The sequence below is a fragment of the Halomonas sp. PBN3 genome (assembly GCF_000475415.1).
In the GTDB taxonomy this organism is placed as follows: Bacteria; Pseudomonadota; Gammaproteobacteria; order Pseudomonadales; family Halomonadaceae; genus Halomonas; species Halomonas shengliensis.
Window position 1 is genome coordinate 51,318 of sequence record NZ_AXCA01000148.1, and the last position, 12,375, is coordinate 63,692.

At 69.1% G+C, this 12,375-nt stretch carries 12 protein-coding genes; 3 read left to right on the forward strand and 9 right to left on the reverse strand.

Going from position 1 to position 12,375, the window contains the following annotated elements; all coding sequences use genetic code 11:
• Positions 1–46: 46 nt before the first annotated feature.
• On the forward strand, positions 47–730 hold the full coding sequence (locus tag Q673_RS25295) for a cytochrome b/b6 domain-containing protein (RefSeq protein ID WP_023005471.1): 684 nt from the start codon (positions 47–49) through the stop codon (positions 728–730).
• A gap of 71 nt (positions 731–801) precedes the next feature.
• On the opposite strand, the gene Q673_RS25300 is transcribed toward Q673_RS25295, so the two are convergent.
• The 4 genes from Q673_RS25300 to Q673_RS25315 all read right to left on the reverse strand — a co-directional run bounded on the left by Q673_RS25300 (position 802) and on the right by Q673_RS25315 (position 2,890).
• Positions 802–1,275, reverse strand: coding sequence for a c-type cytochrome (locus Q673_RS25300; protein ID WP_023005472.1), 474 nt, complete (start codon positions 1,273–1,275; stop codon positions 802–804).
• A 92-nt stretch (positions 1,276–1,367) separates the two neighbouring features.
• Positions 1,368–1,772 carry a DUF2069 domain-containing protein gene (locus tag Q673_RS25305; RefSeq protein WP_023005473.1) on the reverse strand — a complete coding sequence of 135 codons (405 nt, stop codon included), beginning with the start codon at positions 1,770–1,772 and terminating at the stop codon, positions 1,368–1,370.
• On the reverse strand, positions 1,769–2,392 hold the full coding sequence (gene wrbA, locus Q673_RS25310) for an NAD(P)H:quinone oxidoreductase (RefSeq protein WP_023005474.1): 624 nt from the start codon (positions 2,390–2,392) through the stop codon (positions 1,769–1,771). The genes Q673_RS25305 and wrbA overlap by 4 nt, the downstream gene beginning before the upstream one ends.
• A gap of 54 nt (positions 2,393–2,446) precedes the next feature.
• On the reverse strand, positions 2,447–2,890 hold the full coding sequence (locus tag Q673_RS25315; protein WP_023005475.1) for a gamma-glutamylcyclotransferase family protein: 444 nt from the start codon (positions 2,888–2,890) through the stop codon (positions 2,447–2,449).
• 106 nt (positions 2,891–2,996) lie between these two features.
• Here Q673_RS25315 and smrA point away from each other — a divergent pair, with 106 nt between their 5' ends.
• The gene (gene smrA, locus Q673_RS25320) at positions 2,997–3,590 is read left to right on the forward strand and encodes a DNA endonuclease SmrA (RefSeq protein WP_023005476.1); all 594 of its coding nucleotides are present in this window, start codon (positions 2,997–2,999) and stop codon (positions 3,588–3,590) included.
• A 72-nt stretch (positions 3,591–3,662) separates the two neighbouring features.
• Here smrA and Q673_RS25325 read toward each other — a convergent pair whose 3' ends face one another.
• From Q673_RS25325 to metH, 4 genes are all read right to left on the reverse strand, one after another.
• The gene (locus tag Q673_RS25325) at positions 3,663–4,208 is read right to left on the reverse strand and encodes a DUF934 domain-containing protein (protein WP_023005477.1); all 546 of its coding nucleotides are present in this window, start codon (positions 4,206–4,208) and stop codon (positions 3,663–3,665) included.
• Complete coding sequence (locus tag Q673_RS25330) at positions 4,201–5,853, reverse strand: nitrite/sulfite reductase (RefSeq protein ID WP_023005478.1); 1,653 nt, start codon at positions 5,851–5,853, stop codon at positions 4,201–4,203. Before Q673_RS25330 ends, Q673_RS25325 begins: the two co-directional genes overlap by 8 nt.
• Before the next feature lie 106 nt (positions 5,854–5,959).
• Complete coding sequence (locus Q673_RS25335) at positions 5,960–7,288, reverse strand: MATE family efflux transporter (RefSeq protein WP_023005479.1); 1,329 nt, start codon at positions 7,286–7,288, stop codon at positions 5,960–5,962.
• 52 nt (positions 7,289–7,340) lie between these two features.
• Positions 7,341–11,042 carry a methionine synthase gene (gene metH / locus Q673_RS25340; RefSeq protein WP_023005480.1) on the reverse strand — a complete coding sequence of 1,234 codons (3,702 nt, stop codon included), beginning with the start codon at positions 11,040–11,042 and terminating at the stop codon, positions 7,341–7,343.
• Between the two features lie 247 nt (positions 11,043–11,289).
• Between metH and nfuA the strand changes: the two genes are divergently transcribed.
• Positions 11,290–11,880, forward strand: a complete 591-nt coding sequence (nfuA, locus tag Q673_RS25345; protein WP_023005481.1) for a Fe-S biogenesis protein NfuA — start codon at positions 11,290–11,292, stop codon at positions 11,878–11,880.
• Between the two features lie 89 nt (positions 11,881–11,969).
• Here nfuA and Q673_RS36705 read toward each other — a convergent pair.
• The coding region (locus Q673_RS36705; RefSeq protein ID WP_031217936.1) for a hypothetical protein at positions 11,970–12,375 on the reverse strand (406 nt) is incomplete at its 5' end.

The window sequence follows — 12,375 nt, forward strand, 5'->3', positions numbered from 1 at the left end:
GGCAGCAATAGACACGATGATCACCTGATTAGCGCAGGGAGGCAGGATGAAACGACTGCTCGTGTGGGATATTCCGGTTCGGCTCTTCCACTGGGCCCTGGTCGGGCTGGTGGCGCTCTCCTTCTACACCATGAAGACCGAGGGGGCTCCCTTTGTCTTCCCCACCGACATCCATGCCCGCGCCGGCTACCTGCTGCTGGGCCTGCTGCTGTTTCGCTGGCTGTGGGGGCTTACGGGCAGCTTCCATGCCCGCTTCGCCAGCTTCCTGCGCTCGCCGCGGACCATGCTCGACTACGCTCGTGCGATGCTGCGCGGCCGCCCGCCGGCCTATGCCGGGCATAACCCGCTGGGCGGCGCCATGGTGCTGGTGATGCTGCTGTCGCTGAGCGTGCAGGCGGTAAGCGGGCTGTTCATGAGCGACGACATCTTCTTCAACGCGCCGCTGAACGGCTGGGTGGATGACGACACCGCCTCTCTGATCCAGTCGATCCACCACCTCAACGCCAACCTGGTCCTCGTGCTGGTGGCCGGCCACCTGCTGGCCCTGGTGGTGCACCGCCTCAAGGGTGAGCGACTGGTCGGTGCCATGTTCAGCGGCCGCAAGGCACTGGAGGAGGCCCCTTGGGACGAGCCCGAGGAAGGTGCGCAGCGGCGGGTGGCGAGCCTGTGGCTAGCCCTGGTGCTCGCGGGGATCAGCCTGCTGCCCGTGGTGTGGCTGTGGCAGGCGTGACCCGGTTGCGGCAGCCATGACGACGACGGGGTGGCCGGTGGCCACCCCGTCTCGCCTGATGGCGCCGTCGCTTACTCGGCGCGGTAGTTGTCGTGGCAACCCTTGCAGCTGTTGGCAACGGCGCCTACCTGCTTGCGCAGGGCGGCGAACTCCTCGCCGTCGTCGACCATCTGCGCCAGGGTGTTGGCCTCCGCGATGAAGGTGTCGCGACGCTCGTGGAAACCCTCCCAGTCATCGCCGATCTTGGCCAGGGCCTCGGTCTCCACCCCGTGGCCGTCATCGCGCAGGGTACCCTCCATGAACCCCTCCCAGGGCAGTGGGGCGGCCGCGGCCAGGTTGGCGGCCTTGGTGGCGAACACCTCGGCGTCATAGTCGATCTCGCCCTGGGCCATGGCCCCCATGGGGCCGAGCTGCCAGGCCAGCACCCGCAGCGCGGACTGGCGGTACTCGATGGCCTCGTCGGGCTCGGCGGCCTGGGTGGCGAGGGGCAGGGCCAGGGCGGCGGAGAGCCCCAGGGCGAGCAGGGGGCGCAAGGTCACGGTCATCACGAACTCCTTTCGTCTGTCTGTCGTCGGCGTGTCGATGGTTGGCTTGATCAGCCCCCATCCGACGAACCTAAGCCTAGCACCCCGTCGTGTCAGTTGCCCTCGGTCATCTGTCGCAGCTGGCGAGCACGGAAGCGGGCATAACCGGTGCAGCCGGCGAAGAGGAAAAGCGACACCAGCGCCTCCAGAGTGCCGCGCAGCCCCTGCCCGGGCAGGGTCGCCACCATCACGCCCTGGGAGAAGTAGAGCAGGCTGACGAAGGCCAGCCAGGCGTGGCCGCGGGGGCGCCTGCCGATCAGCGAGGGCAGGAAGAGCACCAGGGGAAGCACGAAGGCGACGATAGGGATCAGCGGACCGCTGTCGCCCTCGATCTGCAGCCCGCGGTAGACCATCAGCGCCAGCAGTACCCCGTAGCTGCCCAGCACCAGCCGGCGCATCTTCGCGGTCAGGTGATCCAGGCCGCGCTGGTTCTCGAGTCGTTCCAGCCAGGCCCTCATGCGCCCTTCTCGCGCATGGCGGCCAGGGCCAGGGCGAGACGCGCCAGGCGTCTGCCCTGGGCATGCGCCAGGCTGCGCTCCTCGTCGTCCAGCGGGCGGTCGCTGCGCTTGCCGGCCAGGTGGCTGGCTCCGTAGGGCGTGCCCCCGCCGGTGGTCGCCATCAGTTCGGTCTCGCTGTAGGGGAGGCCGGCGTAGACCATGCCGTGGTGCAGCAGCGGCACCAGCATGGTGAGCAGGGTGGCCTCCTGGCCGCCGTGCAGGCTCGAGGTGGAGGTGAAGGCGGTGGCAGGCCTGTCGATCAAGGCGCCGCCCAGCCACAGCTCGCTGGTGCCGTCGAGGAAGTGCTTGAGGGGCGCGGCCATGTTGCCGAAGCGGGTCGGGCTGCCGATGGCCAGGCCGGCGCAGTGACGCAGGTCGTCGAGGCTGGCGTAGATCGCACCCTCATCGGGGATCTCGGGATCCACCGCCTCGCAGGTCGGCGAGACCGGCGGCACGGTACGCAGCCGCGCCTCGACGCCGCGCACCGACTCGACGCCGGCGGCCAGGCGCTCGGCCATGGCGCGGGTGGCGCCGTGGCGGGAGTAGTAGAGAATCAGCACATAGGGCAGGGAAGCGCTCATCGATGCTCCTGGTCGAGGGAGGGGGTGGCATTGTAGCAAGCCGCGTCCGGCGGCTCACGACGAGAGCACGGCGCCCTGCGTCTCGGGCAGGCGGCGGTAAACCCAGGCCTCGCCGCCGTCGTCCAGGGGGAGGCGCACCCGCTCGTAGCGGATGCCCAGGCGTTCGTAGCGATCCAGCCGGCGCAGCGCCTCGGCATCGACGGTCAGCACCTCGCCCTCGACACGCTCCCCGGGCGCCGGCTCGAGGTCGAGCCCGGTGCGTCGCCAGCCGGAGAGGGTCGCCGGCCGGGTGTCGACCCGCTCCCCGAGCACCACCCAGCGGATGGGAGGGACACGCAGGGTACCGTAGACGAAGACCTCGTGGGGGCCGTCGTTGATGGGCGCCAGGTGGTCGGGGCGCTCGTAGGTGAAGGGGCTGAGCATGGTCAGCCACAGCCAGCCTGCCAGGGCCAGCGGGGCGCCGATCAGGGCGCTGATCACCAGGTGTCGGGGTCGCATGGTCGTCTCGCGGTCGCGGTGGGCCCATCCTGCCATGCGTCGGCGTCGCTGTCCGCCTCGGCGCTCTGCTAGGATGGAAGTCCCCATGACGACGGAGGGTTGAGCCATGAACCAGTCGGCACGCGACGACCTCGATTTCCAGGCGCTGATGGTGGATGTGCAGCCGCTGACCCGGGGGCGGGGGCGCGCCGATACCGGGCGGGGCGCGCGTTCCCCCAGCGAGGCCCAGCTGGCCCGCCGCGAGAGCGCCGAGGCCGAGCTCGAGGGCCACGGCTTCCTCTCCGACGACTTCGTCGACCTGGTGCCGCCCTTCGACCCGCTCGAGTATCGCCGCGACGGCATCCAGGAGGGCGTGGTGGATCGGCTGCGCCATGGCGGCTATGCCGCCCAGGCCCGACTGCATCTGCTGCGTCGCCCGCTGGAGGAGTGCCGGCGCAGCCTGCCGCCCTTCATTCACGAGGCCTACGCCCACGACCTGCGCTCGGTGCTGATCGTGCATGGCCGCAGCCAGGCCATCGACGGGGCGCCCAACGTGCTGCGCTCCTACCTGGCCAAGTGGCTGCGCGAGTTCCCCGAGGTGCAGGCCTATGTCTCGGCGCAGCCCGCCGACGGCGGCCTGGGTGCCACCTGGGTGATGCTGCGCAAGAGCGAGCGGGCCAAGGCCGCCAACCGAGAACGCCAGCAGAAGCGGCGGGGGTGAGGTGTCGCAGGGTAGACCCTGTCGCCGAGACCGCCCTTGCGGGCCTCCGCCGGCGACAGGTCGTTATTGCTCTCAGGCGAAGGCGGGGGCTGTGTCGCGGCGCCTGGCCTGCTCACGCTGGCGAAGGCGGAACAGCGGCTCGGGCTGGTCCACCGCCGGCTGGTAGGCGCGGCTGAAGACCCGCAGGTTGCGCAGGGCGTCCTCCAGCCACTGGTCCTCGCGCAGCGCCAGGCCATCGAAGCCGCAGCGGGTCATGAAGTGGAGCTGGTCCACCAGCACATCGCCCACGGCGCGGATCTCGCCGCGGTAGCCGTGGCGTTCCCGCAGCAGGCGCGCCAGGCTGTAGCCGCGCCCATCGGTGAACTTCGGGAAGTCGATGGCGATCAGCGGGGCGGCGGCAAGCTCCGCCGCCAGTGCCGGCGTCAGCTCGGTGTCGGCGGCAAGCCAGGGCGCGCGCGCGGCATCGTCAGGGCTCTCTCGCCACTGCGCCAGCGGCACGATGGCGGCCACGTCGGCCGGCGGCTCGCCCTCGCGCACCAGGGTCCAGTGATCCGCGGCGGGTTCGCCGCGGAAGAGGTAGGGGCCGGTGGTCACGGCGTGAAGGGGCTGATCAGGCATAGACGCGCTCCTTGAAGGGCTTGAGGCCGATGCGACGATAGGTGTCGAGGAAGGTCTCGCCGTCATGGCGCTCGCCGACGTAGACCTTGAGCAGGGTGTCGATGACGTCGGGGACGGCATCACGGCTGAAGGAGGGGCCGAGGATCTTGCCCAGCGAAGCGGCGTTGCCCTGGGCGCCGCCGAGCGAGACCTGGTACCACTCCTCGCCCTTCTTGTCGACGCCGAGGATGCCGATGTGGCCGACGTGGTGGTGGCCACAGGCGTTCATGCAGCCCGAGATGTTGAGGTCCAGCGGGCCCAGGTCGTAGAGGAAGTCGAGGTCCTCGAAGCGCTCCTGGATCGCCTGGGCCACCGGGATCGACTTGGCGTTGGCCAGGGCGCAGTAGTCGCCCCCCGGGCAGCAGATCAGGTCGGCCAGGGTACCCACCGTGGGGTTGGCCATGCCCAGCGCCTCCAGCCGTTGCCAGAGCTCCTCCAGGCGATCCATGGGCACGTCGGAGAGCACCAGGTTCTGCTCGTGGGTGACGCGCAGCTCGCCGAAGCTGAACTCTTCGGCGAGGTCGGCCACCTGGTGCATCTGCTCGGCGGTGACGTCGCCGGGGGAATGGCCGCGGCGCTTGAGCGACAGGGTCACCGCCTTGTAGCCCGGCACCTTATGGCCCTGGACGTTGTTGGTCATGAAGCGGCCGAAGGCACGGTTCTCGCCGCGCAGCGCCTCGACGCGGGCGATGGCCTCCTCGGCCACCGGGCGCCGCTCGGGGTCGACGAAGTGGGCCGCCACCCGCTCGACGCTCTCGCGGGTCAGGGTCTGGGGCCCCTCCTTGAGGTGGGCCCACTCCTCGTCGACGCGGCGGCGGAACTCCTCGATGCCCAGCGCCTTGACCAGGATCTTGATGCGCGCCTTGAACTTGTTGTCGCGGCGGCCGAACTGGTTGTAGACGCGCACCAGCGCCTCGAGGTAGGTGAGCAGGTGCTGCCAGGGCAGGTCATCGCGTACCACCTCGCCGATCATCGGCGTGCGACCCAGGCCGCCGCCGGCCAGCACCTTGACCCGCACCTCGCCGTCGGTGTCGCGCCACAGGCGCAGGCCCACGTCGTGCACCTGGATGGCGGCACGATCCTCCTCGGCGCCGGTCACCGCGATCTTGAACTTGCGCGGCAGGTAGGCGAACTCGGGGTGGAAGGTGGACCACTGGCGGATCAGCTCGCACCAGGGGCGCGGGTCGACCTCCTCGTCCTCGGCGACGCCGGCGAACTGGTCGGTGGTGGTGTTGCGGATGTCGTTGCCGCTGGTCTGGATGGCGTGCATCTGCACGCTGGCAAGCTCCGCCAGCATGTCCGGCACCGTCTCGAGCTTCGGCCAGTTGAGCTGCAGATTGGTGCGGGTGGTGAAGTGGCCGTAGCCACGGTCGTAGTCCCGCGCCAGGTCGCCCAGCTTGCGCAGCTGGTAAGCGGCCAGCATGCCGTAGGGGATGGCGATGCGCAGCATGGGGGCGTAGCGCTGCACATAGAGGCCGTTCTGTACCCGCAGCGGCAGGAACTCCTCCTCGCTCAGGCGACCGGCCAGGTAGCGCGCCATCTGGTCGCGGAACTGTTCCACGCGTTCGTTGACGAGGGTCTGGTCATGGGCGTCGTAGCGATACATTCGGCCATCCTGATGCAGTGAAAGGGCGGATCCTGGCCCAGTACCTTATGCCTTGAGCGATATTATTTAAAAGAATAAATATTCATAGTTTTTATACGAAAAGTAATTACACGATCACCTGCTGCCAGCGCCGGCGCTGCCAGATCGCCGCGAACCACAGCGAGTTGAGGGCGCGATAGCCCAGCTGCACCCACCAGATGCCCACCAGCCCCTGGTCGAGCCAGACCCCGACCCACCACGCCAGCGGCAGGAACAGCAGCCACTGCAGCGAGAGGGTCGCGGTCATCACGGTGCGGTTGGCGCCGGCGCCCAGCAGCGCCTGGGCCAGCACCAGGGCGGCGGCATCGAGCACGATCATTAGCGCGGTGAGACGCAGCGGCAGCCGTGCCAGCTCCACCAGGGCGGCATCATGCAGGAAGAGCCCCAGCACGGCATCGGGGAAGAGCGCCATGGGCAGGGCGATCACCGCCAGGCACAACCAGGCCAGGTGGACCACCTCCCAGCCCCAGCGGTGGGCATCGCCATGGGCCTCGCGGCCCAGGGCCTCGCCCACCAGGCTCATCGCCGCCATGCCGAGCCCCACCCCGGGCAGGATCAGCAGCAGCGAGAGGTTCACCAGCACGTGGCCCGCCGCCACGCTGGCGGTGCCCACCTGGCCGAGGATCCAGAACAGCACCGCGTAGCCGCCGGCGAACCACAGCTGCTGGAAGGAGTGGGGGGCGGCCAGGCGCAGGGTGGTCAGGAAGGTGAGGCGGCGTGGAACCCCGGCCAGGAAACCGCTGGGGCGAGCGTGGCGCAGGCTGGCGGCGGCCCAGAGGGCCAGTCCCGCGAAGAGCGACAGGGTGGTGCCGGCCCCGGCACCGGCCGCGCCCATGGCGGGGAGCCCCAGGTAGCCGAAGATCAGCACCAGGCTCGCCGCCACATTGACGGCGTGCATTGCCAGGATGATACGCAGGTAGAGGCCGGTCTGCTGGATGCCGTTCCAGTAGCCACGGAAGCAGAAGATCATCGCCACCGCCACCAACGAGAGCACCCGCCAGCGGAAGTAGGTGACGGCCTCGGCGGTGACCGCGGGGTCCTGGTTGATCAGCGCCACCAGGCCTGGGGCCTGCCACAGGCAGAGCAGGGTGATCGGCAGGGCGAGCAGCGCGGCGATCACCAGCCCCGCGTTGAGGGGCACGGCGCGCCGCGCCCAGGCCGCCTCCCCGTGGCGTCGGGCGGTCTGGGCCTGCACCCCCGAGGAGAGCCCAAACAGCAGGGCGGTGACCAGGAACATCAGGTAGCCGCCGATGCCGACCCCGGCCAGGGGCACCTCGCCCAGGCTGCCCACCATGGCGGCATCGATCAGGTTGATCAGGCTCTGGGAGAGCATGCCGGCGATGATCGGCAGGGCGAGACGCAGGATGGTGCGACGGCGTGACGATGGGGGCAGCATGGCGATCCGCGACAGGGGAAGAGGGCGGGCCGCCGAGACGGCCCGCCGCGGGTCAGGCGGGGTCGTAGGAGAGCACCGGCGCCAGCCAGCGCTCCATCTCCGCGAGGCTCATGCCCTTGCGCTCGGCCAGCGACTCGACCTGGTCGCGGGTGATCTTGCCGGTGGCGAAGTACTTCGACTGCGGGTGCGAGAAGTACCAGCCCGCCACCGCGGCCGCCGGCCACATGGCGAAGTTCTCGGTAAGGGTGATGCCGGCGGCCTCGGTGGCCTCGAGCAGTCGGAAGAGGGTGGGCTTCTCGGTATGGTCGGGACAGGCGGGGTAGCCCGGCGCCGGGCGGATGCCCTGGTACTTCTCGGCGATCAGCGCCTCGTTGTCCAGCGTCTCCTCGGGGACATAGCCCCAGAACTCCTTGCGCACCCGCTCATGCAGCCGCTCGGCGAAAGCCTCGGCCAGGCGGTCGGTGAGCGACTGCACCAGGATGGCGTTGTAGTCGTCGCCGGCGGCCTTGTAGGCCTCGGCGAGCTCCTCCACGCCATGGCCGGTGGTCACCGCGAAGCCGCCGATCCAGTCCGGCTTGCCGCTCTCCCTGGGCGCCACGAAGTCGGCCAGGCTGTAGCAAACCCCGTCGCGGTTCTTGGTGGTCTGCTGGCGGATATGGTGCAACCGCTCGATCACCGTCTCGCGGGACTCGTCTGCATACACCTCGATGACGTCGTCATCGACGCTGTTGGCGGGCCAGATGCCGATCACCCCGCGCGCCTGCACGCGCCTCTCGTCGATCAGCCTGGCGAGCATCGCCTGGGCGTCGCGGAACAGACTGCGGGCCGCCTCGCCCACCTTGTCGTCGTCGAGGATCTTCGGGTACTTGCCGGCCAGCTGCCAGCTCATGAAGAAGGGCGTCCAGTCGATGCGCTCGACCAGCTCCGCGAGGTCGTAGTCGTCGAAGGTCAGGGTGCCGGTCATGGCCGGCCGCGGCGGCGTGTAGCCGGCCCAGTCCAGCCGGCACTTGCGCTCCCGCGCCTGGGCGTAGCTGAGGTCGGCGGCCTTGGGGCGGCGCTTGGCGTTACGCTCGCGCACCCTGTCATACTCGGCGCGGATCTCCTCGACATAGGCCGGCTTGAGGGTCGGCGATAGCAGCTTGCCCGCCACCCCCACGGCGCGGGAGGCGTCGGCCACGTAGATCACCGGCTGCTCGTACTGGGGCTCCACCTTGACCGCGGTATGCGCCTTGGAGGTGGTGGCCCCGCCGATCAGCAGCGGTAGGGTGAAGCCCTGGCGCTGCATCTCCTTGGCCACATGGACCATCTCGTCCAGCGACGGGGTGATCAAGCCTGAGAGGCCGATGATGTCGGCGTTCTCGTCGCGGGCGGTCTGCAGGATCTTCTCCGCCGGCACCATCACGCCCAGGTCGATCACCTCGTAGTTGTTGCACTGCAGGACCACGCCGACGATGTTCTTGCCGATGTCGTGAACGTCGCCCTTGACCGTGGCCATGACGATCCTGCCCTTGGCCTGGGTGTCGGCGCTCTTCTCCGCCTCGATGTAGGGGATCAGGTAGGCCACCGCCTGCTTCATCACCCGCGCCGACTTGACCACCTGGGGCAGGAACATCTTGCCGGCGCCGAACAGGTCGCCGACCACGTTCATGCCGTCCATCAGCGGCCCCTCGATCACCTCGATCGGGCGCTCGGCACGTTGCCTGGCCAGCTCGGTGTCTTCCTCGATGTAGGCGGTGATCCCCTTGACCAGGGCATGCTCGATGCGCTTCTCCACCTCCCAGGAGCGCCACTCGAGGTCCTCCTTCCGGGCCGCCCCGCCGCCGTCGCCCTTGTACTTCTCGGCGAGGTCTACCAGGCGCTCGGTGCTGTCGGCGCGGCGGTTGAGCACCACGTCCTCCACCGCCTCGCGCAGCTCCTCGGGGAGGTCGTCATAGACCGCCAGCTGGCCGGCGTTGACGATGCCCATGGTCAGCCCGGCGCGGATGGCGTGATAGAGGAACACCGAGTGGATCGCCTCGCGCACCGGGTTGTTGCCGCGGAAGGAGAAGGAGACGTTGGAGACGCCGCCGGAGACCATGGCGTGGGGCAGGTGCTCGCGGATCCAGCGGGTGGCCTCGATGAAGTCCACGGCGTAGTTGTCGTGCTCCTCGATGCCGGTGGCGATGGCGAAGATGTTGGGGTCGAAGATGATGTCTTCCGGCGGGAAGCCGATCTCCTCCACCAGCAGGCGATAGGCGCGCTGGCAGATCTCGGTCTTGCGCGCGAAGGTGTCCGCCTGACCCGCCTCGTCGAAGGCCATCACCACCACCGCGGCGCCATGGCGGCGACAGATGGTGGCCTGCTCGCGGAAGGCCTCTTCGCCCTCCTTCATGGAGATGGAGTTGACCACCGCCTTACCCTGCACGCACTTCAGGCCCGCCTCGATGATCTCCCACTTGGAGGAGTCGATCATGATCGGCACCCGGGCGATGTCAGGCTCGCCGGCGATCAGGTTCAGGAAGCGCACCATCGCCTCCTGGGACTCCAGCATCCCCTCGTCCATGTTGATGTCGATGATCTGGGCGCCGTTCTCCACCTGCTCGAGGGCCACCTCCAGGGCGGTGGTGTAGTCCTCCTCTTTGATCAGCCGCTTGAAGCGCGCCGAGCCGGTGACGTTGGTGCGTTCGCCGACGTTCACGAACAGCGAGTCGGGGGCGATGTTGAAGGGCTCGAGGCCCGACAGGCGACAGGCCAGCGGCACCTCGGGCACCCGGCGCGGGGCCAGCCCCTGGATGGCACGGTGGATCGCGGCGATATGCTCAGGGGTGGAGCCGCAGCAGCCGCCGATGATATTGACCAGGCCGCTCTCGGCGAACTCGGCGACGATGGCCGCCATCTCCTCCGGAGTCTGGTCGTACTCGCCGAACTCGTTGGGCAGGCCGGCGTTGGGGTGGGCCGAGACGAAGGTCTCCGCCTTGGTGGAGAGTTCCTCGATGTGGGGGCGCAGCTCGGCGGCACCCAAGGCACAGTTGAGGCCCACCGAAAGGGGCCGGGCGTGGCGCACCGAGTTCCAGAAGGCCTCGGTGGTCTGTCCGGAGAGGGTGCGCCCCGAGGCGTCGGTGATGGTGCCGGAGATCATCACCGGGTGGCGTTCGCCGCGCGCCTCGAAGAGCTCCTCCAGGGCGTAGATCGCCGCCTTGGCATTCAGGGTGTCGAAGATCGTCTCGATCATGATCAGATCGGCGCCACCCTCGATCAGCGCCTCGGCCGCCTCGTAGTAGTTCTCGCGCAGCGCGTCGAAGGTGACGTTGCGCTTGGCGGGGTCGTTGACGTCCGGGGAGAGCGAGGCGGTGCGTGAGGTGGGGCCGAGCACCCCGGCCACGTAGCGCGGCACGCCGGTCTCCTCGGCCACCGCGTCGCAGACACGCCGGGCCAGGCGCGCCGCCTCGCGGTTGAGCTCCGGCACCAGCGCCTCCATGCCGTAGTCGGCCTGGGAGAGGCGGGTGCTGTTGAAGGTATTGGTCTCGACGATGTCGGCGCCGGCCTCGAGGTACTCGCGGTGGATCCGCGCCACCAGGTCGGGGCAGGTGAGGGCGAGCAGGTCGTTGTTGCCCTTGAGGTCGGTGGCCCAGTCGGCAAAGCGCTCGCCGCGGAACTCCTCCTCGGAGAGGTCGGCGTTCTGGAGCATGGTGCCCATGCCACCGTCGAGCATCAGGATGCGCTCCTCGAGGCATTGGGTCAGGCGTGCGGTCTGGGCGGTGGGAACAACGGCCATGGGTCGAGTCGATCTCCAGCGTGTTGGTGGGCCGGGGCCGCGAGGACGTTCGTGCGTCTTCTGCGAGGCGGCCAGGGTCAAGCCCGCCATCTTACCAAAGCCGCGGGGGCAGGGGCAGGCGACGGGATAAAAACCCAGCAATTCACTCGGGATTGTCTCGTCGCGCCGCCTGCCTTACCATTGGCACCATCACTTCTCCGGTACGTGGCGACCCCGCCGCTGCCGCGGACCGACAGCGAGACCTGACATGAGCGAACCGATCCAGATCACCGACAGCGCCCAGGATTACCTCGCCGAGCTGCTCGAGAAGCAGAACGTCGAGGGGATCGCGGTGCGCATCTTCATCACCCAGCCCGGCACCCCCTACGCCGAGACCTGCCTCGCCTACTGCCGTCCCGGCGAGGAGGAGCCCACCGACGAGAAGCTGGAGCTTGCCAAGCTCAACGTCTTCCTCGACAAGAACAGCCTGCCGTTCCTGGAAGAGGCGGTGGTGGACTTCAATGCCGACCGCATGGGTGGCCAGCTGACCATCAAGGCGCCCAATGCCAAGATGCCCAAGGTCAACGCCGACAGCCCCCTGGAGGATCGCGTCAACTACATCCTCTACAGCGAGATCAACCCGGGGCTCGCGGCCCACGGCGGCGAGATCAAGCTGATCGAGCTGACCGGCGAGAACGTCGCGGTGCTGGCCTTCGGCGGCGGCTGCCAGGGCTGCGCGGCAGTGGACCTCACCCTCAAGGAGGGCGTCGAGCGCACCCTGATGGAGCGTATCCCGGAGCTCGGCGGCATCCGCGACGTCACCGACCACACCGACACCACCAACGCCTACTACCGCTAGGCGCGAGCCGTCGGCCTGCGCGCCGGCAGCCTGACGAGAAGGGCCCCGCCAACCGGCGGGGCCCTTCTCGTTGTGGCGTGGAACGATGGTCAGCGGGTGTCATCGGGGGATGCGTCGGCTGCCGCTTCTGTCGCCTTGTCCGCCTTCTCTTCCTCGCCGCCTTCCGCCTCCGGTGCCAACGCCCCCTCCGGATCGCCAACCCCCGGCACCTGCCACAGGCAGCGATGCAGCTGCTCCTCCAGTCGGCGTACCCGGCCGGCTTGCTCCTCCAGGTGGCGCTTCTGCTCGTCGACCCGCGCCTGCAGCAGGCTGCGCTCGTGCTCGCGGGTATCGGCCTGGGCCACCGCCTGGCGACGGGCCCAGTCGGTCTCGCGATGCCGTTTCTCCTCCTCGGCCAGCCGGCCATGGGCCTCCTGAAGCTGGCCTTCCAGGCGTTCCAGGCGCTTCTCCAGCTGCGCCTCGCGGCCGGCGGCGGCCTTCTCCAGGGCCTGGCGC

Bases quoted from the DNA above. Each gene is read 5' to 3' on its own strand.
- Q673_RS25335 (WP_023005479.1), bottom strand. From the start codon at position 7,288: ATGCTGCCCCCATCGTCACGCCGTCGCACCATCCTGCGTCTCGCCCTG.
- nfuA (WP_023005481.1), top strand. From the start codon at position 11,290: ATGAGCGAACCGATCCAGATCACCGACAGCGCCCAGGATTACCTCGCC.
- Q673_RS25295 (WP_023005471.1), top strand. From the start codon at position 47: ATGAAACGACTGCTCGTGTGGGATATTCCGGTTCGGCTCTTCCACTGG.
- Q673_RS25325 (WP_023005477.1), bottom strand. From the start codon at position 4,208: ATGCCTGATCAGCCCCTTCACGCCGTGACCACCGGCCCCTACCTCTTC.
- smrA (WP_023005476.1), top strand. From the start codon at position 2,997: ATGAACCAGTCGGCACGCGACGACCTCGATTTCCAGGCGCTGATGGTG.
- Q673_RS25315 (WP_023005475.1), bottom strand. From the start codon at position 2,890: ATGCGACCCCGACACCTGGTGATCAGCGCCCTGATCGGCGCCCCGCTG.
- Q673_RS25330 (WP_023005478.1), bottom strand. From the start codon at position 5,853: ATGTATCGCTACGACGCCCATGACCAGACCCTCGTCAACGAACGCGTG.
- Q673_RS25305 (WP_023005473.1), bottom strand. From the start codon at position 1,772: ATGAGGGCCTGGCTGGAACGACTCGAGAACCAGCGCGGCCTGGATCAC.
- wrbA (WP_023005474.1), bottom strand. From the start codon at position 2,392: ATGAGCGCTTCCCTGCCCTATGTGCTGATTCTCTACTACTCCCGCCAC.
- metH (WP_023005480.1), bottom strand. From the start codon at position 11,042: ATGGCCGTTGTTCCCACCGCCCAGACCGCACGCCTGACCCAATGCCTC.
- Q673_RS25300 (WP_023005472.1), bottom strand. From the start codon at position 1,275: ATGACCGTGACCTTGCGCCCCCTGCTCGCCCTGGGGCTCTCCGCCGCC.